At 74.8% G+C, this 22,685-nt stretch carries 16 protein-coding genes; 11 read left to right on the top strand and 5 right to left on the bottom strand.

Going from position 1 to position 22,685, the window contains the following annotated elements; all coding sequences use genetic code 11:
• The first annotated feature begins 135 nt into the window (after positions 1–135).
• The 7 genes from AC3EVP_RS26535 (at position 136) to AC3EVP_RS26505 (ending at position 9,032) form a co-directional block, all read left to right on the top strand.
• The gene (locus AC3EVP_RS26535) at positions 136–2,553 is read left to right on the top strand and encodes a phosphatidylglycerol lysyltransferase domain-containing protein (RefSeq protein WP_435133923.1); all 2,418 of its coding nucleotides are present in this window, start codon (positions 136–138) and stop codon (positions 2,551–2,553) included.
• A 1,009-nt stretch (positions 2,554–3,562) separates the two neighbouring features.
• Entirely contained in the window at positions 3,563–5,116 is a 1,554-nt protein-coding gene (locus AC3EVP_RS26530; RefSeq protein WP_435133920.1) for an ATP-binding protein, read from the top strand.
• Position 5,117: 1 nt separating this feature from the next.
• Positions 5,118–5,552 (top strand): roadblock/LC7 domain-containing protein, encoded by a 435-nt coding sequence (locus AC3EVP_RS26525; protein ID WP_335976972.1) that lies wholly within the window; start codon positions 5,118–5,120, stop codon positions 5,550–5,552.
• The gene (locus AC3EVP_RS26520; RefSeq protein ID WP_335976974.1) at positions 5,549–5,902 is read left to right on the top strand and encodes a DUF742 domain-containing protein; all 354 of its coding nucleotides are present in this window, start codon (positions 5,549–5,551) and stop codon (positions 5,900–5,902) included. Before AC3EVP_RS26525 ends, AC3EVP_RS26520 begins: the two co-directional genes overlap by 4 nt.
• Entirely contained in the window at positions 5,880–6,530 is a 651-nt protein-coding gene (locus AC3EVP_RS26515) for a GTP-binding protein (protein ID WP_435133917.1), read from the top strand. The genes AC3EVP_RS26520 and AC3EVP_RS26515 overlap by 23 nt, the downstream gene beginning before the upstream one ends.
• A 23-nt stretch (positions 6,531–6,553) precedes the next feature.
• Complete coding sequence (locus tag AC3EVP_RS26510) at positions 6,554–7,774, top strand: cytochrome P450 (RefSeq protein ID WP_435133914.1); 1,221 nt, start codon at positions 6,554–6,556, stop codon at positions 7,772–7,774.
• 13 nt (positions 7,775–7,787) lie between these two features.
• A complete protein-coding gene (locus AC3EVP_RS26505; RefSeq protein WP_435133911.1) occupies positions 7,788–9,032 on the top strand; it encodes a cytochrome P450 family protein in 1,245 nt (414 codons plus the stop codon).
• Between the two features lie 96 nt (positions 9,033–9,128).
• Here the strand turns inward: AC3EVP_RS26505 and AC3EVP_RS26500 are convergent, their stop codons facing one another.
• Both AC3EVP_RS26500 and AC3EVP_RS26495 read right to left on the bottom strand, forming a co-directional pair.
• Positions 9,129–12,563, bottom strand: a complete 3,435-nt coding sequence (locus tag AC3EVP_RS26500; protein WP_435133908.1) for a glycoside hydrolase family 3 C-terminal domain-containing protein — start codon at positions 12,561–12,563, stop codon at positions 9,129–9,131.
• Positions 12,564–12,774: 211 nt separating this feature from the next.
• Positions 12,775–13,248, bottom strand: coding sequence for a MarR family winged helix-turn-helix transcriptional regulator (locus tag AC3EVP_RS26495; protein WP_335976987.1), 474 nt, complete (start codon positions 13,246–13,248; stop codon positions 12,775–12,777).
• A gap of 73 nt (positions 13,249–13,321) precedes the next feature.
• On the opposite strand from AC3EVP_RS26495, the gene AC3EVP_RS26490 reads away from it, so the two are divergent.
• Positions 13,322–14,773 (top strand): MDR family MFS transporter, encoded by a 1,452-nt coding sequence (locus AC3EVP_RS26490; protein WP_435133904.1) that lies wholly within the window; start codon positions 13,322–13,324, stop codon positions 14,771–14,773.
• Positions 14,774–14,822: 49 nt separating this feature from the next.
• On the opposite strand, the gene AC3EVP_RS26485 is transcribed toward AC3EVP_RS26490, so the two are convergent.
• Entirely contained in the window at positions 14,823–15,737 is a 915-nt protein-coding gene (locus AC3EVP_RS26485; protein WP_435133901.1) for an oxidoreductase, read from the bottom strand.
• Between the two features lie 24 nt (positions 15,738–15,761).
• Here AC3EVP_RS26485 and AC3EVP_RS26480 point away from each other — a divergent pair, with 24 nt between their 5' ends.
• The 3 genes from AC3EVP_RS26480 (at position 15,762) to AC3EVP_RS26470 (ending at position 19,619) form a co-directional block, all read left to right on the top strand.
• Positions 15,762–16,649 carry a MurR/RpiR family transcriptional regulator gene (locus tag AC3EVP_RS26480; RefSeq protein ID WP_435133898.1) on the top strand — a complete coding sequence of 296 codons (888 nt, stop codon included), beginning with the start codon at positions 15,762–15,764 and terminating at the stop codon, positions 16,647–16,649.
• Complete coding sequence (locus AC3EVP_RS26475) at positions 16,649–17,503, top strand: EamA family transporter (RefSeq protein ID WP_435133895.1); 855 nt, start codon at positions 16,649–16,651, stop codon at positions 17,501–17,503. The genes AC3EVP_RS26480 and AC3EVP_RS26475 overlap by 1 nt, the downstream gene beginning before the upstream one ends.
• Positions 17,504–17,588: 85 nt before the next feature.
• Positions 17,589–19,619 carry a WD40 repeat domain-containing serine/threonine protein kinase gene (locus AC3EVP_RS26470; protein WP_435133892.1) on the top strand — a complete coding sequence of 677 codons (2,031 nt, stop codon included), beginning with the start codon at positions 17,589–17,591 and terminating at the stop codon, positions 19,617–19,619.
• A gap of 81 nt (positions 19,620–19,700) precedes the next feature.
• On the opposite strand, the gene AC3EVP_RS26465 is transcribed toward AC3EVP_RS26470, so the two are convergent.
• Entirely contained in the window at positions 19,701–21,437 is a 1,737-nt protein-coding gene (locus AC3EVP_RS26465; RefSeq protein WP_435133889.1) for an aromatic amino acid lyase, read from the bottom strand.
• Positions 21,438–21,636: 199 nt separating this feature from the next.
• Positions 21,637–22,611, bottom strand: coding sequence for an ABC transporter substrate-binding protein (locus AC3EVP_RS26460; RefSeq protein ID WP_435133886.1), 975 nt, complete (start codon positions 22,609–22,611; stop codon positions 21,637–21,639).
• Positions 22,612–22,685: the final 74 nt, after the last annotated feature.

The raw sequence follows: 22,685 nt of genomic DNA, 5'->3' as shown, positions 1-22,685 counted from the left end.
TCCCGGCCGGGTCCCGCCCGCGCCCGGCGGATCGCTCGTCTGATCGTCATACAACGTGCCCCATATGCGGCAAGCGTGCCGATCCGTCCCGCGCGTCCCGGTCGGCGCCGCGGCCGCGGGACGCACCCTGGGGCCATGACGTACTGGTTCGGCCGCGCGCACGGCACGCAGACCTCGGGCGCCGGGCGCGAGCAGCTGTTCCTGCTGCTGGGCGGGCTGGTCTGCTCGTTCCTGTTCATCAGGTTCAGCACCCGGATGATCCGGCGGCAGGTGTCCTGGTGGCCGGGGAACGTGCAGCCCGGCGGGATGCACATCCACCACGTGGTGTTCGGCCAGGTGATGATGATCGTCGGCGGGGTGGGCGCGTTCGGGGTGACCGGCGGGCCGGTGGCGCACGACGTGCTCGCGGTGGTCTTCGGGATGGGCTGCGGCCTGGTGCTCGACGAGTTCGCGCTCGTGCTGCACCTGGAGGACGTGTACTGGAAGGAAGAGGGCCGCCGGTCGGTCGACGCGGTGATCCTCGCGGTCGCGGTGATCGGGCTGCTGGTGGCCGGCGAGGCGCCGCTCGGCGGGTACGTCGGCGGCCGGTCCTACGGGTCGTACGTGGTGGCCGCGGTGCTGCTCGGGTTCGTGGTGCTGTGCCTGCTCAAGGGCAAGGTGTGGACCGGGCTGCTGGGCGTGATGGTGCCGCTGCTCGCGGTGGTGGGCGCGCTGCGGCTGGCCCGGCCGCACAGCCCGTGGGCGCGCTGGCGCTACGCCGCCCGGCCGCGCCGGATGGCCCGGGCCGAACGGCGCGAGGAGGGCGCCCGGCGGCGGGTGATGGCCGCGAAGACCGCGGTGATGGACGCGGTGGCCGGGGCGCCGACCCCGGTGTCGCTGGCGAAGCGGGCCGGGCGGGCGCCGGTGGTGCCGACGGTGGTGGAGGTGCCGCCGTCCCGGCTGGAGGTGCTGCTCGCCCGGGTGCTGCGGCCGCTGCGCGCGCCCGGCGCGGCCACCGCCGTGTGGTACCTGCGGCTGGCGGGCGTGGTGGACCTGGTCACCGGGCTGGTCGGGCCGCTGCGGGACCGGGTGCGGGCGGCCACCGGCGGCGAGTACGTCACCGCGTTCCTGGTCGGGCCCGGGTTCACCGGCGCCGCGCTGGCGTTCGTGCTGTCGGTGAGCCTGCGGCGGCGCAAGCGGGCGGCGTGGCTGCTCACCACGGCGGCGGCGGCCGCGTACACGGTGGCGATCGCGGTCTCCATGGCCGCGGTGCCCGGCGCGCACCGGCACGCCGTCAACTGGCTGGCCGTCGGGCTGACGTTGCTGCTGCTGTGCGCGCTGCTGGTCTCGCGCCCGGTCTTCAACGTCCGCGGCGAGCGGCGCAACGTCGCCGTGGGGCTGCTCAGCCTGGTGGTGGGCGCGGCCGTCGCGGTCGGCGCCGGGACGCTGCTGGTGCACGCCACCGACCAGGACCCGCCGTCCCGTTGGGGCCCCAGCGCCCGGTACGCGGTGGTGCGCACGCTGACGCTGTCGGCGATCTTCGACCACCCCGGGATCAGGGTGCCGTGGTGGGCGGACGTGCTGATCAACCTGATCAGCGTGGCGCTGCTGCTGCTCGTGGTGCTGGCGTTCCTGCGCGCGCCGCGCGGCCGGGACCGGTTGCAGCCGGCCGACGAGCGGCTGCTGCGGGAACTGCTGCGGGCCGACGGCGGCCGGGACTCCTTCGGGTACTTCGCACTGCGCCGGGACCGCGCGGTGTGCTGGGCGCCGGGGCGGCAGGCGGCGATCGTGCACCGGGTGGTGAACGGGGTCACGCTCGCCGCGGGCGACCCGGTGGGGCCGCCCGCCGCCTGGCCCGCGGCCGTCGCGCACTGGCTCGCCACCGCTCGCGCGCACGCCTGGGTGGCCGCGGTCGCGCACGCGGGCGACGGCGCCGCGGGCGTCTACACCGCGGCCGGACTGCACGGCATGGACTCCGGCGCGGAACCCGTGGTGCCGGTCGGCGCGCTGCCGCCGGGACCGGCCCGGGTCCGGCAGGCGATGGCCGCCGCCGGCTACGGGGTGGTGGTGCGCCGCCAGCGGGACGTCGCCGAGCCGGAGTGGGTCCGGCTGCGGCAGCTCGCCGACGCCTGGCGGCGGCACGGGCGGGCGGCGGGCGGTGTGCAGTTGGGGCGGCTCGGCGACCCGGCCGACCCGGACTGCGTGGTCGCGGAGTGCGTGGACCGGCACGGCCGGACCTGCGCGCTGCTGGTGTTCGTCCCCTGGGGCGCCGACGGGCTGACGCTGTCGCTGCTGCGGCACGACCAGGAGTCCGGGCAGGGCCCGGTCGACCTCGCGCTGACCGAGGTGCTCTCGCGGGCCCACACCGGTGCCTCGCCGCTGGCCGGGGTGACCCGGGTGTCCCTCAACCTCGCCCCCGCGGGCGGCGATCCGGCCTACGCCGCCTACGGCCCGCACTGGTCGGCCCGCCATCTGCTGTACGAGCGCCGCGCCGAGCTCCCCCGCGTCATCGCCGCCGCGGCCTACACCGAATCCCTCCGCCTCAGCGCCGCCCTCACGCCGCACCATTCCTGACCGGCGGTCGGTTCTTCAGGTCATGTTTTCAGGTCATGTTTTCGGGATGTTTTCAGGTCATGGGCCGGGCGGAATTCGGGAGCCGACACGTCGGGCGGCACGGAGAAACACCGGAATGCGGCGGCGGGGAAAGGGAATTCGGGTCGCGAGCGGCGCCGGCCGGCCGGTCCGTTCCCGGTCCACGCCCGATGGCGCACCCGATGCGCACCCGGACCGCGGGCTTGGCGGGCACGGCGGGGCCGGGCCGCGCGGGGTGGCGGGGGCGGGCCGCACATGCCGACGGCAGCCGTCCGGGTCATTTCCGAAAACGCGGCCGCGCACGCACCGGAAGCGGCGCCGTCGAACGCACCGTCAAGGTGACGGAACATCAACTCCCTTTCTGGTGAACCGTGTTGAATACACCCGGCGAAGCCCGTGGCTCGGGCCACCAGGGGTGATCGGCCCCGCGGGGGCGGGCCGCACCCGAAAGGTGCCGCCGCTGCCGTACTCCGAGACGCCCGGCCACCGGTCACGGTAGGCTCTCGCCCCGTACCTGACCGCGACCGCCCGCGACGCCGGTCGTGAGCCCGTGCGCCCGCTCGGCGCGCCCGCCCCCACCACCCTCGCGGGCCACCGCAACACCCCCCGGAGAAGTGGAGGATTCGGTTGCCCGATCGAACGACTCCCCCGATTCCGCCGCGTTCTCCCGCACCTCCGCACGGCGTGCAATTGCAGCGACTTGGCGCCGTTCAGCCGGCTGTATATGATCGCGAAGTGGCCGCACCAGGGCCGTCCGAAATCGGCCGGGCACCTTCGAATCCAGCACGGCACCTTCCCGCACCGACCGCCCCGCGCGGCCGGTCCGCCGGGACATCACGTCCGCGCATTCCGGCCACCGGCCGGCGCGCCCGCCCGTATGGCACCGGGCCCGCCCGCCGCCGTCGCCACCTGTCAGCGTCCCCCGACCCCGCCACCGCCCGCGGCCGGGCGTCGCGCCGTGCCCTGACTCCTGATTCCCGATGAGGATCTGATGACCACGTTGATACAGGAGGCGGCCGCCGCGCTGCTGCTGGCGCTCGCCCTGGCCGGCGGCGGCACGGCCCTGCGGTTCCGCCGGAAGGCCCGCACCGGGCTGGCCCGGGCCGAGCAGGAACACGCCCTGACCCGGTCCGCGCTGCGGGCCGAGCAGGAACGCGTACGCCAACTGGCCGCCCGGCAGCGGGCGGTGGAGGACGCGCTGGGCTACCTGGCCGGCTCCGGGCTGGCCGAGGCCACCGCCGCGGCCCTGGAGCCGGGCGAGGAGCGCGAGGTCGAGTTCGTGCTGCCCGAGCCGCTGGCCGGCACCCCGCTCGCCCAGCACGTCGAGGACTTGGTCTCCCGGCACACCGCGCTGGTCCGCCGGACCCGGCGCGACGCGCAGGACACCGCGGAGCAGCAGGTGGCGCAGGCCCACGAGGACGCCCGCGACGCGACCCGCGCCGCGGTGCTCACCTTCGCCTCCGCCCTGGTCAGCCTCGGCTCCGAACTCGCCGAGGAGGTCAGCGTCGGCGTGCGCCGCCACGACGGCGACGACGCGTACGAGACGCTGATGGCGATCGACCACACCGCCCAGCAGATGCTGCGCATCGCCCAGGGCTACATGGTGCTGTCCGGCGGCACCCTCGGCCGCCGCCTGCCGGCCACCGAGTTCACCGACATCGCCCGCGCCGCGATGGGCCGCATCCAGAACTACGACCGGGTGCGCACCCAGGAGCTGGACCGGGCGGTGGTGCCGCGCGCGGTCGAGGCGCTGGTGCACACCCTGGCGATCCTGCTCGACAACGCCGTCCGCTACGCCCCGCCGACCTCCTACGCGGAGGTCTCCTTCCGCACCGGGCACAACGGCGTGACGGTGGTCGTGGACGACGCCGGGTTGCAGATGAGCCCCGAACAGCTGGAGCGGGCCCGGGAGATCCTCAGCGGCCGGCAGCCGCTGGACATCCACGCCCTCGGCGCCTACCCGCAGACCGGCTTCCGGGTCGCCGCGCAGCTCTCGGCGCGCTACGGCTTCCGGATCGACCTGGAGGCGCCCAACCTGTTCGGCGGCACCCGCGCGCTGGTCTTCGTACCGGCCGCGCTGCTGACCACGCTCCCGGTCGAGCAGCCGGGCGGGCACCTGCCGGTCCGCACCGCCGCTCAGCCCTACGTGCCGGCGCAGGCCGCGCAGGACCCGCAGCCGTACGAGGCGCCCGCGCCGCGCCGCGCCGAGGCGCGGACCGTCCCGGCCGCCGCCGACCCCCAACCGGCCACCACCGCCGGCGGGTTGACCCGGCGGCGGCGCCGGCCGCAGCCCGCACCGGCGGCCGAGCCCCCGACGCCCCCGGCCGAGGCGAGGCCCGGGCGGCCCGACATCGCCGCCGCGTGGGCCGACGGGTCGCGGCGCGGCCGGGCGCTGTCGGAGCAGCAGGAGCGGGAGCCGTCGGCGCACACCCGGTCGGAGCAGGTCCCGGCGGAGCAGGAGTCCGTACGGGACGCCGGCGCGCGGGAGACCGCCGGACCGGACACGTCGCAGCACTCGTCGGCCACTTCGAAGGGCGGTTCCTGACATGCTCAAGACTCACGACGACAACGCGCTGGGCTGGCTGCTCGACGAGCACCTCGGCACGTGCCCGGGCGTGCGGTTCGCCGTCCACATGACCTCCGACGGCCTGCTCAGCTCGTACACCAAGACCGTCGACAAGGACACCGGCGACAAGCTGGCGGCCGTCACCGCGGCGCTGCGGGCGGCGGGCCTGGCCTGGGCGGAGGTCACCGGCCGCCGCGGCGAGCCCAACGCGGTGCGCCAGCACCTGATCGAGACCGACCAGTGGATCGGGCTCGCCTCGGCCGCCGCGGAGAACTCGCTGCTCGCGGTGTGCGCCGCGCCGGACAGCGACATCGGCCTGATCAGCGAGCGGATGAACGCGCTGGCGCAGCGGGTCGGCCACGAACTGGCCAGCAGGGAGCGCCGACCCGTCGGCGAGGGCGGCAGGGCGCGGTGAGCGGACCGCGGCGGGACCCGGACCTGGTCCGGCCCTACGTCCGCGCCGGCGGGCGCAGCCGCCCCTCGCGCGACGTGCGCCTGGAGTCCCTGGTGATCGCCGCGCCCGCCGCCCCGCCCCAGGGCCTGGCCCCTGACGCCCGCCGGGTGTTCGCCCTCTGCCGGGGCGGCGTGGTCGCGGTGGCGGAGATCGCCGCCGCGCTGGAGCTGCCGCCGTCGGTGGTCAGGATTCTGGTCTCCGGCCTGATCGACTCCGGCCACCTCGCCGCGCCGGTGCGGCGCACCCGCGCCGACGCGCCGTCCACCGAACTGCTGAAGGAAGTACTGCATGGCCTCCGCTCCATCGCCTGACACCGACCGGCCGAAGGCGGCCGGCCCGCCCGGCGACTCCGCTGCCCCACCGGGTTTCGACTATCTGCCGCCCACCATCACCCGCTCGGCGAAGCTGCTGGTCACCGGCCCGTTCGGGGTCGGCAAGACCACGCTGGTGGGCACCGTGGCGCCGCTGGTGCTGCGGATGGACGAGGCCATGACCGAGGCGAGCCTCGGCGTGGACGACCTGCGCGGCACCCCGGAGAAGACCACCACCACCGTCGCCATGGACTTCGGCCGGCTGCACCTCAACGAGAGCCTGGTGCTGTACCTGTTCGGCACCCCCGGCCAGGTCCGCTTCAAGCCGCTGTGGGAGGGGCTGGCCGACGGCGCGCTGGGCGCGCTGGTGCTGGTCGACACCCGGGACCTGGACCGCTGCCACGACGTGCTGGACCTGCTGGAGGAGTACGACACCCCGTACGCGGTGGCCGTCAACCGCTTCGAGGACGGCGTCGACTACCCGCTGGACGAGGTCCGCCAGGCCCTCGACCTGGCCGAGACGACACCGCTGACCACGTGCGACGCGCGGGACCGGCAGTCCTGTGTGGGTGCGCTGATCACGCTCGTCGAGTACCTGAACTCCCGCGAACTGGAGCCGAGCCCGTGACGTCCCCGCCGTACACCGGCCCTGTGCCGGCCCCTGCCGCGCCCGGCCGGCGCGTGCCGCTGCACACCGAGGAGTTCGCCGCCGACCCGCACGGCGCCTACGCCCGGATGCGGGCGGAGTTCGGCCCGCTGGTGCCGGTGGAGCTGGCCCCCGGCGTCCCGGCGACCCTCGTCATCGGGTACGCGCAGGCGCTGCGCATCCTCAACGACCCGCAGCGCTTCCCGGCCGACCCGCGGGTGTGGCAGCGCGACGTGCCCGACGACTGCCCGGTGAAGCCGATGATGGAGTGGCGGCCGAACGCGCTGCGCTCCTCCGGCGCGGAGCACCACCGCTACCGCGGGGCGAACACCGCGAGCCTGGACCGGGTCAACCAGCACCAGTTGCGGGCCACCGTGGAGCAGGTCGCCGCCGAGACGATCGGCGCGTTCAGCCCCACCGGGCACGCCGACCTGCTCACGCAGTACGCCTGGCCGATCGCGTTCCGGGTGCTCAACGAGATGCTGGGCTGCCCCCCGGAGATCGGGCAGCGGGTCGCCGCGGGCATGGCCGCGATCTTCGAGGGCGTGGACGCCGCCGCCGGCAACCTCCTGCTCGGGCAGGCGCTGCGCGACCTGACGTCCGGCAAGCGCGAGGCGCCCGGCGCGGACATCACCAGCTGGCTGATCGGGCACCCCGCGGAGCTGACCGACGAGGAGATGGACCACCAGCTGGTCACGCTCTACGGCGCGGGCATCGAGCCGACCACCAATCTGATCACCAACACGCTGCGGCTGCTGCTCACCGACGACCGGTTCTCCGGCGACCTGCACGCGGGCAGCCTGTCGGTGCGCGACGCGCTGGACGAACTGCTCTTCACCGACCCGCCGATGGCGTCGTACTGCGTGTCGTACCCGCCGCGGACGGTGGACGTCGAAGGGGTGCTGCTGCCCGCGCACCAGCCGGTCGTGATCTGCATGTCCGCCGCGAACAACGACCCGGCGATCGGCGCCGCGCCCACCCGGCGGGTCGGCAACCGCGCGCACCTGGCGTGGAGCAACGGCCCGCACGCCTGCCCGGCCAAGTCGCACGCCTACCTGATCGCCGAGACCGCGCTGGTCCACCTGCTCGACGCGCTGCCGGAGATGGATCTGGCCGTGCCCGCCGAGGAGTTGACCTGGCGGCCGGGCCCCTGGCACCGCGCGCTGACCGCGCTGCCGGTCACCTTCCCGCCCGTCCCCGCACCGCCCGCCGCCTCCCCGAGCTGAACGGAGCACCGCCGTGTCCCAGTCCACCCCGTTCGTATTGGACCCCACCGGCTCCGACCCGGACTCCGAGCACGAGAAGCTGCGCGCGCAGGGCCCGGCCGCCCGCGTCGACGTCCTGGGGGTGCCGGCCTGGGCCGTCACCGACCCGGTGCTGCTCAAGCAGCTGCTGACCGGGCCCGACGTCTCCAAGGACGCCCGGCAGCACTGGCCGGCGTACGAACACGCCGTCGCGACCTGGCCGTTGGCGCTGTGGGTGTCGGTGCACAACATGTTCACCGCGTACGGCGGCGACCACCGCAGGCTGCGCCGGCTGGTGGCGCCCGCGTTCACCGCCCGCCGGATATCCGCGCTCGGCGCGCGCGTGGAGCAGATCGTCACCGACCTGCTCGACGGCCTGGGCACGCTCGCCGACGAAGCCCCCGGCGAACCGGTCGACCTGCGCGAGCACTTCGCCTACCCGCTGCCGATCCGGGTGATCAGCCACCTGATGGGGCTGCCCGAGGAGCAGCAGGCGGACTTCCGCACCGTGGTGGACGGGGTCTTCTCCACCACGCTCAGCCCCGAGGAGGCGATGGCCAACACCGTCCGCCTGTACGGGGTGCTGGACGACCTGATCGCCGCGAAGCGCACCGCGCCCGGCGACGACATGACCTCGCTGCTCATCGCCGCGCGCGACGACGAGGGCGACGGCTCCGCGCTGGACGAGACCGAGCTGCGCGACACGCTGCTGCTGATGATCAGCGCCGGCTACGAGACCACCGTCAACCTGCTCGACCAGGCGATCGCCGCGCTGCTGACCCACCCCGACCAGCTGGACCTGGTCCGCTCCGGCGGCGCCGACTGGTCGTCGGTGGTGGAGGAGACGCTGCGGCTGGAGCCGGCGGTGAAGAACCTGCCGATGCGGTTCGCGGTGCGCGACATACCGCTGCCCGACGGTCAGGTGATCGCCGCCGGTGAGCCGATCCTCGCCGCGTACGGTGCCGCCAACCGGCACCCGGACTGGCACGGCGAGAGCGCCGGGGAGTTCGACGTCACCCGCAGCGCGCCCGGCCCGGAACACCTCGCCTTCGGCCACGGCGTGCACTTCTGCCTCGGTGCGCCGCTGGCCCGGCTGGAGGCGGAGGTCGCGCTGCGCGCGTTCTTCGCCCGCTTCCCCGGCGCCCGGCTCGCGACGCCGCTGGGGGCGCTGCCGCGGGTGCCGTCCCTGATCACCAACGGCCACCAGACGCTTCCGGTGGTGCTGGGCCCGGCCGGCTGAGCAGCGGCGGGCCGCCCGGAACTCCCGGACGGCCCGCCGCCGTTGGGCCGTTGCGGTGCCTCAGCCCCGCGATGCCGGCTCAACGCGCGGAGACGCTCAGCCCACGGAGAGCGCGAACACGTGGATGCCGGAGTCGGCGGGCAGCGTCACCGTGGCCACCGTCTTCGAGGCGTCGAGGGCGCCCCCGGTGGTGTACAGGCTCACCGCGTGCGCGCCGATGGTGTCGGTGGCCGGGCGGTTCCAGTTCGCGGTCGTCACCGCCAGCCGGCTGTTGCCGCCGGCCGCGTTGGCGTACCAGTCGGGGAAGTCCACGCTCAGGTCCTTGCTGGTGCCGTCGGTGTAGGTGACGGTGACCGTGCCGGAGTGCGCGGAGCCGACCCCGGCGCCGAGCAGGCCCAGCTTCGTGCCCTTGCCGCTGACCTCGATGACCTGCCCGTTCGCCGCCACGTTGTCCGGTTGGCCGGGCTGGGTGTCCGGCCAGGTGTAGTCGAGCCCGTCGGCGGTGACGGTGGCGCCGGGGGTGTAGCCGACCGCCGCGAGCTGGGTGGCGGAGTAGCTGTAGCCGCCCGGGTCGAGGTTCCCGGTCGACGGGTCGCTGTCGGCGCTGATCCCCTCGTTGTCGTACGCGGCCGCGAGGGTGCGGTAGGGCACCACGGTGGTGGCGGTGCCGGTGCGGGTCTGCCGCCCGTCCAGGGTGTACGCCGCCTTGCCGGTGAGGGTGGCGGTTCCGGCGGCCGCGTCCGCGGGGGCGGTCACGGTCCAGGAGGTGCTGACCGCGGAGTGCGCGGCCACGGTCGGGTACGACGTGGTGCTGCCGGCGGCGGGCGCGGCGGTCCACCCGGCCGGCACGGTCAGCGCGAGCCGCGCGCCGCGTACCGCGGTGTCACCGGTGTTGGTGAAGGTCTGCCGCACCGTGGCGGTGCTGCCCGCCCCGGTGGTCGCCGCGGCGGTGACGGCGGTGGCCTGGACACCAGCGGTGCGGTGGACCGTCAGCGACGCGGTGAGCGGGGTGTCGGCGGAGGACTCGCCGACGTACACCGGGTAGCTGCCGTCCTGCACGGTCCAGTCGTGGTGGGCGCTGTCCCACACCCGCAGCGCGTCGGCGCCCAGGGTGAGCTGGACCCGCTTGGTCTGGCCGGGCGCCAACCGCACCTTCGCGAAGGTCTTCAGCTCCTTGGGGGGTTCGCCCGAGCCCTTGGGGTGCCCGAGGTAGACCTGCACCACCTCGGCGCCCGCGCGCTTGCCGGTGTTGGTGACGTCCACGCTCAGGCGCACCGGGTCGGTGGTGCCGCTGCCCGCGGTGAGCGTGCCCGCGCCGGGCGAGAGCACGGACAGGTGCGAGAGGCGGAACGTGGTGTACGTCAGGCCGTAGCCGAACGGGAAGAGCGGGGTCTGGTCCTCGTCCTGGTACCAGCGGTAGCCGACGTCGAGCTGCTCGCTGTAGTCGTAGACGCCGTTCACCGCCGGGTAGCGGCCGGGGGCGGCGGCAACCGCGGTCTGGGTGTCGGTGGCCGGGAAGCTGACGGGCAGCCGGCCGCCGGGCGAGGCGTCGCCGGTGAGCAGGGCGGCCAGCGCGTTGCCGTCCTCCTGGCCCGGGTACCACATGTCGAGCACCGCGGGCACGTCCGCGAGCCACGGCATCAGCACCGGGGCGCCGGCCCGCAGCACCACGACCGTCTTCGGGTTGGCGGCGGCGACCGCCTCGATCAGGTCGTTCTCGTTGCCGGGCAGCGCCAGCGTGGTGCGGTCCGACCCTTCGCTGGAGTAGTCGCCGACCACCACGACGGCGGCGTCCGCGCTCTTCGCGGCGGCGACCGCGGCCTGGATCGAGGGGTCGGGCAGGCCCGGGGCCGACCAGCCGACGCTCACCGACGCGCCGCCGGCGTTCTCGTAGTACTCCACGCGCAGGGTGTGCGGCTCGCCCGCGGTCAGCTGGACCGGGCTGCTGGTGGCCGTCTGGGCGCCGTGGTCGCCCCAGTTGTCGACGATCAGCTTGCCGTCGAGGTAGATCCGGCTGCCGTCGTCGCTCGTCGCGGCGAAGGTGTAGGCGGCGGTGGCCGGCGCGGTGACCGTACCGGTCCAGCGGGCCGAGAACCCGTCGGCGGGGATGCCGTCGCCCGGGGAGCCGTTGCCCCAGTCGAAGTCGATGTCGGTGTCGCTGCGGGTGAGGGCCGGGGTGCCGCTGAGCGTGGTGTTGGCGAAGTACTCGCCTTTCAGCCCGGTCAGCGCGGACGCCGGGATCGCCGGATACCCGCTGCCGTGCCCGGCCTTGACCGAGGTGATGTCCACGCCGCTGCCCAGCCGCGCGGTCAGCCCGCTCAGCGGGTCGACGGTCTTGTACGGGGTGACCGCCGAGCTGCCGCCGCCCCCGGTGACCGCGGTGTCGGCGTTCGGGCCGATCACGGCGAGCGAGCCGAGCTTGCCGGTGTCCAGCGGGAGCACCGAGCCGCTGTTCTTCAGCAGCACGCTGCCGTCCTCCGCGGCGGTGCGGGCGAACGCACTGTCCGCGTCGAGGTCGGCCGTGACCGGCGCCTTCGGGTCGAACTGCCCGGTGCGGAACTCCAGCCGCAGGATGCGGCGGGCCGCGTCGTCCAGCACCGACTGCGGCACCTGCCCGGCGGCGACGGCCGCGGGCAGCTGGGCGAAGTACGTGGTGCCGGCGAACTCCTGGTCCAGGCCGGCGTTCGCGGCCGCGACGGTGCTGTGATTGGCCGGGTAGTCGGTGTCCACCACCCCGTCGTACTTCCACTCGTCGAGCAGGATCTCCCGCAGGATCTGCGCGTTCTCGCACGCGTAGGTGCCGTTGACCTTGTTGTACGCGCACATCAGCGACCAGACGTGGCCGTCCTTGACCGCCTTCTCGAACGCGGGCAGGTAGATCTCGTGCAGGGTGCGCTCGTCGATGTCCGAGCTGGACGTGGTGCGGGCGTTCTCCTGGTTGTTGCCCGCGTAGTGCTTGACCTGCGCGGCCACGCCCTGGTCCTGGATGCCGCCGATCTCGGAACTGGCGATGTCGCCGGCGAGTTCGGGGTCCTCGCCGAGCGTCTCGAAGTCGCGGCCGCCCAGCGGGGTGCGCACGATGTTCACCATCGGGCCGTAGATCACCTGGTAGCCGCGGGACCTGGCCTCGGTGCCCATCACCGCGCCGTACCGCTCGGCCAGTTCGGTGTCGAAGGACGCGGCCAGCGACACCGGGGCGGGCAGCGCGGTCGCCGGCTGCCCGTCGCGGACCCCGCTCGGCCCGTCGGTGAACTGCATCCCGGGGATGCCGAGCCGGTCGACGCCCGGGATGTAGCCGGTCGCGTGCGAGCCGCTCGGCTTGGCGACCGCCGTCATCAGCGACGCCTTCTCGGCGTTGGTCAGCTGTGCCAGCAGCAGGTCGACGCGCTTCTCCAGGGGCAGGTGGGCGTTGAGCCAGGGCCGCGCGGTGGCGGCGTCCTGCGGGTGTCCTGCGGCGACGGCCGCCGGCATCGCCATCGGTACGGTCAGAGCGACCGCGGCGGTCGCAGCGGCGACCGCGAGTCGAGCCATGCGCATACGATTTCTCCCAGGTGGGAACGATGCCCCGACCGCTTACGACCGGGCCATCTGCGGGTACCGAGTCGCGCTGTGTCCGCGTTCACAGGGTTCACAGGATGAACGCAAACGCCTGGAAGTGTGCGCCCGACGCATGGCAGCGTCAAGGAAGTGAACAGACCCGCACAACGCGGCGGCCCGCGGCCCAGCCGCCGCTGTCGCCGCGTCAGGCCGGCTGCGACGGAGTGATCTTGCGCAGGAGGTCGCGGAGCGTGGTGACCTCGGCGGAGGTCAGACCGGCGAACGAGCCGGGCGGGGTGGCATCGGCGAGTTGGGCGCGGCGGGTGAGCGCACGGCCCTCGTCGGTCAGGACGATCACCTTGATCCGCCGGTCGGTGGGGTGCTGTTGGCGCGTGGCCAGCCCGCGCCGTTCGAGCGCGTCGACCAGCGAGGTCACGTAGGAGTTGTCGCAGCCCAGCCGCTTGGCGAGCTGCCGCATCGGGACCGGCTCGTCGAGCGGGAGGACGAGCAGCGCCCGTAGGGGCGCCAGCGGCAGCCCCGTCTCCTGGACGATCTGGTGGAAGGCCGCCATCGCGGCCGGATTGTGGCTGATCGCGCGGATGCGCTGCCACGCCTCGGCCGCGGCGTCGTCGCCGTGGTCGTCCGGGACCGGGATCGGAAGGTCTGACGCCGTGATCACAGCGCCACCATAGCCCATGTCGCTGGCATCATCAATAGTTGAGTATGTCAGTGATAGTGCTAGCGTTTTTCCCATGAGCCTCCGCCTGGATCAGAAGCCCGTCGTGGCGACGGTCTACGTCGCCGCCATGTTCATGGCCGTCATGGACACCACGATCGTCAACGTCGCCCTGCCCACGATCGGCAGCGACCTGCACGCCCGCGCCGGCAGCGTCGGCCTGGTCTCGATCGCCTACCTGGTGAGCCTGGCGGTTTTCATCCCCGCCTCCGGCTGGCTCGGTGACCTGATCGGCGGCAAGCGAGCGCTGCTGGGCGCGATCGGCCTGTTCACGCTCGCCTCGGCCCTGTGCGGGATCTCCACCGGCCTGGACGAGCTGGTCGCGTTCCGCGTCCTGCAAGGCGTCGGCGGCGCGGTGATGACCCCGGTCGGGCTGGCGATGCTCTTCCGGGTCTACCCGCCGGCCGAGCGGGTCCGGATCTCCGGTGTCCTGGCGCTGGTCACCGCGCTGGCACCGGCGCTGGGCCCGATCCTGGGCGGGGTGTTCACGACCTACGCATCCTGGCGGCTGGCGTTCTTCGTCAACGTGCCGATCGGCGCGGCGACGTTGGCGTACGGCGTCGCGGCCCTCGCCGGCCACGTCCCCGCCCGCCCCGGGCGGCTGGACGTCAAGGGCCTGCTGCTGTCCGGGCTGGGGCTGGGCTCGGTCATGTACGGCATCTGCGAGGGGCCGTCGCGGGGATGGACGGCCGCACCCGTCCTGGCCGCGGTCGGCGCGGGCGCGGCGCTGCTGGCGGCACTGGTCCTCGTCGAGTCGCGGGCGGCGCACCCGCTGGTCGACCTGCGGCTGTTCGGCAACCGCATGTTCGCCTGCGCGACGGGCCTGTACGGCCTCGGCTCGGTCGCCTACCTCGGCGCGCTGTTCCTGGCCTCGCTGTTCTTCCAGGACGCGCTCGGCCTGTCCGCGGTGCGCGCGGGCCTGACGGTGTTCCCGTCCGCGCTCGGCGTCATGGCCGGTGGCCAGCTGGTGACCCGCGTGCTCTACCGGCGCTTCGGACCGCGTCGGATCGCGGCCGCCGGGCTGCTGGTCATGGCGGGCACGCTGGCCTCGATGACCGGGGTCGGCACCGGCGCCGCCACCGGGAGCGGCACCGTGCCGGTGCTGCTGGCCATGCTCGGCCTGGGCCTGGGCGTCTCCTTCGTGTTCATCCCCAGCCAGGCCGCGTCGATGGCCACGGTCTCCAAGGAGCGGACCGGGCGGGCGTCCTCGCTCTTCAACGCGGGCAAGCAGCTCGGCGGCGCCGTCGGGGTGGCGCTCCTCAGCAGCGTGCTCGCGGCCACGGGTCCGGCGCGGGGCGGCAGCGCGGGCCGCGCCGCCGCGGACCTTGGCGCGTACCACGCCGCGTTCCTCGTGGCCGCGGCCGTGTCGCTGCTGGCCCTTCCGGTCGCGCTCGCCGTCCGCGACGCGGACGCCGCCGCGACCATGGCGCCGCGTCAGGCCCCGCGCCCCGCACGGCAGTCGGGCTGACCGTCGCGACGTACCGCCGGCCGCCGGACCGGAGTCGGTGCGGCCGCGGTCACCCGGGGCCGTCGCTCGCGGCGGCCAGCAGCGGGACGAGGACGTCGCTGATCGGGGTGGGGATGCCGTGGGCGCGGGCGCGGCGCGGGATGACGCCGTTGCGGATGTCCCACTCGAGCGGGCGGCCGGCCTCGCGGTCGGCGAGGATGGAGGTGCCCAGGTCCGGCGGGAACGCCCGGAACGCGTCGACGATCTCCTGCGGCACCTCGTCGCCGAGCACCGCGCCCTCGGCCCGGGCGACCCGCAGGCACTCGCGCAGGTAGTCCGCCGTCAGCCGGGCGATGTCGGCGCGGGCGTACATGCCGGCGCGGCGCCCGGCCAGGACCATCAGCCCCGCACCCGCGTTCTGGAGCAGTTTGCGCCAGGCCACGGAGGTGAAGTCCGCGGCGAGGTCGACCAGGCACCGGGTGCCGTGCAGCGCGTCGACGACCACGCGGGCCGCGGGCACGTCCGGCAGCGTCAGGCGCGCCTGGCCCCGCAGCCGCACCGCGCCGTCCGGCTGGGCCTCGGCCGGGAACCACACGACCGAGGGCAGCACCGGGCAGCCGGGCGCGTACGGGGAGATCGCCGCTTCCTGCTCGACGCCGTTCTGGAGCGCGCAGACCACGGTGCCCGGTGCGCACAGCGCCGCCAGCCACGGTGCCGCGGCGGCGACCTGGGTGGACTTGACTGCCAGCAGCACCAGGCCGACCGGTTCGGCGTGTGCCGGGTCGGTGCGCACCGGGCCGGGCACGGCCACCAAGCCGTCCTCGTCCCGCAGTTCGAGGTGCGCGCGGGGTGTGCGGCCGTAGAGCGCCGGGGTGCGGCCGGCCTCGTGCAGGGCCGCCGCGACGGTGGTGCCGATCGCCCCGGGGCCGACCACGGCGACGGCCGGGCCGGTGGGCGGGTGCTGGGGATCGCCGGTCTGAGCCATGACCGCCACGTTACTCTGTTACACGTGGACGACAAAAGAGGTAACGATGTTTCGTCGCGGGCGGACGACCCGCTCACCCGCTGGCTCGGCACCGTACGGGCGCGCAGCGGCGCCCTGCCCGCGAGCGAGGCGAAGGTGGTCGAACTCCTCCTCGCCGACCCGCTGTTCGTCGGCACCGGCACCACCGCGCAGGTCGCCGCACGCGCCGGGGTGTCCGCCCCGAGCGTGGTCCGCGCCGCCCGCGCGATCGGCTACCAGGGCTTCACCGAACTCAAGTTGGAGATCGCCCGCGCCCGCGGCACCACCGAGTTCTTCGCGCCCTCCGCCGCGCTCACCGAGGACGCCACCCCCGCCGCGGTGGTCGAGGCGGCCGTCCGCGCCGGCCACGACGCGCTGACCGCGCTCGCCGGCGCCCTGGACCCGGCCGCCGTGGACGCGGCGGCCGACGCGGTGCGGGCGGCCGGCCAGGTCCTCGTCGTGGGCGCGGGCACCTCCGCCGCGGTCGCCGCGGACGCCGTCTTCCGGCTGCGCGCGCTCGGCGCGCGGGCCACCGGCATCGCCGACCACGAGTCGGCGATGATCGCCACGCGCCTGCTGCACGCCGGCGACGTCGTCATCGCGGTCAGCGCCACCGGCCGCACCTCCTCCACGGTCGCCGTCGCCGACGCCGCCAACTCCGGCGACGCCACGCTGATCGCGATCACCGACCACTACGGCACACCACTGGCGTCCCTCGCGGACGTCGCCCTCGTCGTCGGCGGCTCGCCGCTGCCCGCGCAGATGGCCGCCGCGGGCAGCCGCCTCGCCCATCTCGTCACCGTCGACGCCCTCGCCGCCGCGCTCGCCCTGCGCGACCCCGAGCGCCGCCGCCTGGCCGACCGCGCCGGCATCGACCTCCCCGACATCTCCTGATGCGCCCGGGCACGATATCGATCGTCCTCGTCGCGGCCGCCGCCCACGCGGTGTGGAACACGGTGTCGAAGTACAAGCGGGGCGACACCGCCGTGTTCGTGTGGGCCTACACCTGCGCCGCGACCCTGCTGTGCGTACCGATCGGGGCCGTCCCCCTCATCACCGGTGCGCAGCACGCCACTTGGCGGCTCGGGGCCACCTGCCTGGTCTCGGCCGGACTGCACGCGGTGTACTCGCTGACGCTCCAGACCGGTTACGACCGCTACGAACTCGGCGTGGTCTACCCCGTGGCCCGCGGCACCGGGCCGGTGCTGACGATGTGCTTCGCGATCCTCCTGCTCGGGGAGCGGCCCACCGCGGTCGCGGTGCTCGGCGCGGCCGTGGTGGTGGCCGGGGTGGCCGTCGTGACCGGCAACCCGTTCCGCGGCGGCGGGGCCGACCCCCGCGGGGGCGTGCTGTGGGGCGCGGCCACCGGTGCCACGATCGCCGCGTACACCCTCTGGGACGGCTACGCGGTCGCGTCGATCGCGCCCGTCACGTACTTCACCGGCACGTTCCTGTTGCAGAGCCTGGTCCTCACCCCCCGGGCGCTGCGCCGCCGGGAGCGGATACCAGCCGCCCTGCGCACCGACACCGGACCGATCCTGACGGTCGCGGTGTTCTCGCCGCTCGCCTACATCCTCGTCCTCACCGCGATGCGCACCGCGCCCGTCGCCCTCGTCGCCCCGCTGCGCGAGTCCTCCATCGTCCTCGGCTCCTTCCTCGCCTGGCGCCTCTTCCACGAGGGCGACCTCGCCCGCCGCGTCCTGGGCGCCGCCATCGTCCTGGCCGGCATCGCGGCCCTCAGCCTCTGACGGCCGGCGCGGCGCCCAACACGCCCGCGAGCCCGCGCTGTTCGGGGAGTGGTTGGGGCGTGGGGGCGGGGCTAGGGTGGCGGGCGTGACGGAGCGGGCGGGGAGCGTGGTGGCGGGGCGGTACCGGCTGGTCGAGGTGGTCGGGCGGGGCGGGATGGGGCGGGTGTGGCGCGGCCTGGACGAGGTGCTCGGGCGCGAGGTGGCCGTCAAGGAAGTGGTGCTGGCACCGCAGTTGGCGGAGGACGAGCGGCAGGCGCTGATCCGGCGGGCGACGGCGGAGGCGCGGACGGCGGCGCGGCTGAGCCACGAGGGCATCGTGACCGTGCACGACGCGGTGGAGGACGACGAGGTCCCCTGGATCGTCATGGAGTTCGTCCGGGGCGGGTCGCTGGGCGACGCGGTCCGGCGCGAGGGACGGCTCGACCGGCACCGGGTGGCGGCGGTCGGCGCGCGGATGGCCGAGGCACTGGCGCACGCGCACGCCGCGGGCGTGGTGCACCGCGACCTGAAACCGGACAACGTGCTGCTGGCCGCGCAGGGCGCGGTCCTCACGGACTTCGGCATCTCCCGCATCCTGGACGCCACGACCCGGCTGACCCGCACGCACACCATGGTGGGCACCCCGCAGTACATGGCGCCCGAGCAGTTGGAGGGCGGGCCGGGCGGACCGGCGAGCGACGTGTGGGCGCTGGGGACGACGCTGTACACGGCCGTCGAGGGCCACCCGCCGTTCGACGGGCCGACGTTGACCGCCGTCATCGCCGCCGTGCTGACCCGCGAACCCGAAGCGCCGCGCGAGGCGGGGCCGTTGGCGCCGCTCATCCTGGCCGCGCTGGCCAAGGACCCCGAGCAGCGCCCCGACGCCGCGACCCTGGGGCGCCGCCTGCGCGACCTCGCCGGCACGGAGGACGCCGTCCCGGCCCCCGCCGACCCGACGCCCACCGCACCGGCCACCCCGGCGCACCCTCCCACCGCATCTCCGGCCCCCGCCTCCGACCTCACCACCGAAACCGCCCTGGTCCCGCCCCCGGTCACCAACCCCCCGGCCCCGCCCGCCACCCGCCGCCGCGCCCTCCTGCTCGGCGCCGCCGGCCTCGCCGTGGCCGCCGCGGGCGCGACCACCGCCGCGCTCCTGGTCCCCGGCGGCCACCACGGCGGCGCCGACGCCAAGTCCACCCCTGCCCCCGGCGCCAAGTCCACCGCGACAGGCAGCGCCGCGGACTTCACCAGTTACCAGGGCGGCGTGAACTCGATCGCGTTCAGCCCCGACGGCAGGACCCTCGCGGGCGGCTGCGACGACCACGCCGTACGCCTGTGGGACGTCGCCACCCGCCGTACGGCCACGCTCACCGGCCACACCGGCGCCGTGAAGGCCGTGGCGTTCAGCCCCGACGGGACCATGCTGGCCACCGGAGGCGAGGACAGCACGGTGCGGCTGTGGCACGTCGCCACCCGCACCGCGTTCTCCACCCTGTCCCCGGGGGACACGGTGGAGCACCTGGCGATCAGCCCAGACGGGAAGACGCTGGCCACCTCGGGCACCCTGTACCCGGCCCTGTGGGACCTGCCGTCCGGCGCGTTCCGCACCCTGCTCACCGGGGACGGCGTCATCCTGGACTCGCTGGCCTTCTCCCCCGACGGCCGGACCCTGGCCAGCGGCGCCTTCGACAGCCGCGACTACCAGGTGGGCCTGTGGAAGGTCACCGCCCACCCCGGCCGCACCCTCGACTACACGGCGCTCCTCGTCAGCGGGAAGACCGGCCTCGTCGCCACCATGGCCTCCGTCGCCTTCAGCCCCGACGGCAGGAACCTCGCAGGCGGCGGCAGCACCCTGTCCGGCAACGGCACCACGGTGTGGGACCTGGCCGGCCGCTCGGTGGTCACCACCGTCACCACCCCCTCCGGCGCCCCGAACGCGGTCGCCTACAGCCCCGACGGCAAGGCGCTCGCCGGGGGCATGAGCGACGGCACCGCCTGGCTGTGGAACCTCCCCACCTACGCCGTGATGGCCACGAGCAAGGGCCACCCGGGCGGGGTGCGGTCCCTCGCGTTCAGCCCCGACGGGAAGACGGTCGCGCTCGCGAGCAGGACGGTACGGCTGTGGGACGTGGGCTGAACCCGGGCCCTACCGGCGGTCGGAGCAGGCGATCAGAGCCGGCGGAGCCCGCTGGGGCAGCCCGCGGTCAGAGCGCCGCGGTCACAGCGCCGCGAGCGCGGGCAGCAGGAGCGTGGCCGCGGTCACGTCGGCGGTGAGCGCGCGGTCCCCCGGCGCCGACGGCAGCCCGGGCGAGTCCAGCACCGCGCGGACCGGCGCGTCCGCGGCGAGCAGCGCCGACGGCTGGGTACGCAACGCCCGTACAGCCGCGACGAGTTCGCAGGCCAGCACCAGCCGGTAGGCGCCCGCCGCGCGCAGCGCCTGCCGCGCCGCCTGCGAGGCGAAGCTCGCCGCCTCCTCCAGCCCGCGGGAGATGACGGCGTGCCCGGCCGAGGCGGGCGCGGACGCGGCGGCCCGCAGCTCCGCGAGCGCGGAGTTGGCGCTGTACTCCAGGATCATGATCCCCGAACTGGCGGCCGGGCCGTCGGCGAGGAAGGGCCGCAGCCCGGTGATGTCGGGGTCGCCGAGGTGCCCGAGGCGCGCGGCGGACAGCCGCGCGGTCTGGAGCACCGACAGCGCGAGCTGGTCGAGCCCGAGGCCGAGCGGCGCGGCGAAGAACCCGCCGTGGTGGTGGACCGCGGGCCCGCCGTCCGGCCCGCCGTCCTCGCTGATCAGCGGGTTCTCCGGCGGGCAGTTGATCTCGACGCCGACCACCCGGCGCAGCGCCCCGACCGACTCCAGCGCGGGCCCGTGCACCTGCGGGAACGCCCGGAAGCCGTACGGGTCCTGGATGCGCCGACCCGGCACCTGCGGCCGGTCCGGCTGCCCGAGCAGCCGGCGCACCTCGGCGGCGGCGTGCCGGGTCCCGGCGTACGGGCGCAGAGCGTGCACCGGCGCGGCGTACGCCTCCAGGGAGCCGCCGACCGCGGCGAGCGAGAGCGCGGCGACCGCGTGCGAGGCGCGCAGCAGCACGTCGATGTCGTGGCAGACCAGCGCGGCCTGGCCGAGCGCCAGGGCGTTGCTGCTCATCAGGGCGAGGCCGTCGCCGCGCTGGAGGGCGACGGGCGCGGGTCCGGGCGCGGTCGCGCTGGTCCGCGGCGGCACCAGCGGCCCGCCGCCGGGGTACGGATCGGCGTGCACCCCCACCGGCGCCTGGTCGTACGCGCCCGCGCCGTCCGGCGAACCGCCGCCGTACGCACCGGCGCCGCCGTCCGCACCCGCGCCGGCCTCCGGCCCGATCGGGTCCAGTTCCGGGCCGAGCGGCCCCACCGGGTCGGCCAGCCAGGGCCGTTCACCGATGAGCGTCAGCCCGGTCTGCGCCAGCGCCGTCAGGTCGCCGGTGCCCACCGCCCCGAACTCGTTGACCGCCGGGTGCACATGCAGCCGCAGCGCCTCGACCATCGCCCGCACCAGCGCGGGTTGCAGTCCGGAGCCGCCGGCGAGCACCTGGTTGGCGCGGACCGCGAGCATCGCGCGGACCTCGCGGGCCGGCAGCAGCGCGCCGACGCCCCCGGCGTGGCTGCGCAGCAGCCGCAGGTCCTGCTCGTCCTTGTCCTCGTCGCTGAGGAAGACCATCCGGTTGGCGCCGACGCCGGTGTCGCGGCCGTAGATCCGGCCGGAGGCGGCGAGCCGGCGGGCAGTGTGCCAGGAGCGCTCGGCCCGGGCGTACGCCTCGGCCGGGACGGCGGGCTCGGTCACGCCGTCGGCGAGGAGCGCGACGCCGTCGGCGTCGAGGCCGAAGCCGTCGAGGACCGCGTTTCCGGGCGCCGCACCCGCGCGCCGGGGCGCGGGGGGAGCCTCGGGGCCGCGGTGCGACGACGACTCAGGGGGTGTTCCCATGGTCGCCTCCGGCGGGGCCCGTGCTGAGAGGTGGAGGGTGAACTCGCGTGCCGCACGGCCGGATCGACCGTGCGCGTCGAGATGCTACGCCGGGCCTTCGGCGCGTCGCGCGCCGCCCCCGGGGTTCCGTGGTAGCGGGACCCCGGGGCCCGGGACGGCCGGCGACTCGGCCGGCGGCCCGGGTGGTGCGGCGCCCGGTTCAGCTGGTGATGCCGATGGACTTCAGCCACGCCTGCGCGACGGCCAGCGGGTCCTTCTTCTCCGTCTGCACCTGGGTGTCGAGGTCGAGCAGCTTCGCGGTGTCGAGCTTCGCCGACACGTTGTTGAGCGCGTCGATCCCGGTCTGGTTCAGCCCGGTCTTGTAGTACAGCGGCAGCACGTTGCCGAAGCCGAAGAGGTTCTTCGGGTCCTGGAGCGTGACGAACTTCTCGGCGGTGATCGTCGGGTCCGTGGTGAAGATGTCCGCGGCCTGGACGTTGTTGTTCTTCAGCGCCGACTCGGTGAGCGGGCCGCCGGCGTCCAGCGCCTTGAACGACTTGGGCACCACGTTGTACTCGGACTTCAGGCCCACCAGGCCCTGCTGCCGGGTCTGGAACTCCGGCGAGCCGCCGATCACGATGTCCTTGCTGATCGCGGCGAGGTCGGCGATCGAGGACGACCCGGTCAGGTGGTACTTCTTCGCGGTGGCGGCGTTGACCGTCACCGAGTCCTTGTCCTGCGCCGGGGAGTCGGAGAGCACGGCCAGCTTCGGGTCGAGCTTGGCGGTGATCGCGGCGTCGGTCTCGGCCGCGGTCTTCGCCACCGCCTTCGGGTTCAGGTACGACAGCAGGGCGCCGTTGAACTCCGGCAGCACCGTGAGCGTGCCGTTCTTCAGCATCCCGTAGGTGGTCTCGCGGGTGCCGATGTTGAGCTTGTAGCTGACCTTGATGCCCTTGGCCTTGAGCGTCTCGCCGTAGATGTAGGCGAGCACGGTGCTCTCGGCGAAGTTGTTGGAGCCGACGACCACGGTGCCGCCGGACGCCTTCTTCCCGGCCAGCGGGTCGCCGCCGCTGCCGCTGTCCGACGAGGAGGAACAGCCTGCCAGCAGTGGCGCCGCCACGGCAGCGACCGCCGCCACCGCGGCAAGTCGGCGGTAGCTCGGGCTGGTCCAGGTGCTGTTCTCGCGAGTTGTCACGGTTTCCGCTTCCGCCTCGGTGTTCGAAAGATGATCAACGGTGTTCGAAACATGCCTGCCGACGATCCAATCCA

It is taken from the genome of Actinacidiphila sp. bgisy144 (assembly GCF_057708105.1).
This window is presented reverse-complemented; position numbering and strand designations above follow the sequence as displayed.

What these genes read in the sequence shown, in the direction of transcription:
- AC3EVP_RS26535 (WP_435133923.1), top strand. Translation starts at nt 136, where the DNA reads ATGACGTACTGGTTCGGCCGCGCGCACGGCACGCAGACCTCGGGCGCC.
- AC3EVP_RS26530 (WP_435133920.1), top strand. Translation starts at nt 3,563, where the DNA reads ATGACCACGTTGATACAGGAGGCGGCCGCCGCGCTGCTGCTGGCGCTC.
- AC3EVP_RS26525 (WP_335976972.1), top strand. Translation starts at nt 5,118, where the DNA reads ATGCTCAAGACTCACGACGACAACGCGCTGGGCTGGCTGCTCGACGAG.
- AC3EVP_RS26515 (WP_435133917.1), top strand. Translation starts at nt 5,880, where the DNA reads ATGGCCTCCGCTCCATCGCCTGACACCGACCGGCCGAAGGCGGCCGGC.
- AC3EVP_RS26500 (WP_435133908.1), bottom strand. Translation starts at nt 12,563, where the DNA reads ATGGCTCGACTCGCGGTCGCCGCTGCGACCGCCGCGGTCGCTCTGACC.
- AC3EVP_RS26490 (WP_435133904.1), top strand. Translation starts at nt 13,322, where the DNA reads ATGAGCCTCCGCCTGGATCAGAAGCCCGTCGTGGCGACGGTCTACGTC.
- AC3EVP_RS26485 (WP_435133901.1), bottom strand. Translation starts at nt 15,737, where the DNA reads ATGGCTCAGACCGGCGATCCCCAGCACCCGCCCACCGGCCCGGCCGTC.
- AC3EVP_RS26475 (WP_435133895.1), top strand. Translation starts at nt 16,649, where the DNA reads ATGCGCCCGGGCACGATATCGATCGTCCTCGTCGCGGCCGCCGCCCAC.
- AC3EVP_RS26465 (WP_435133889.1), bottom strand. Translation starts at nt 21,437, where the DNA reads ATGGGAACACCCCCTGAGTCGTCGTCGCACCGCGGCCCCGAGGCTCCC.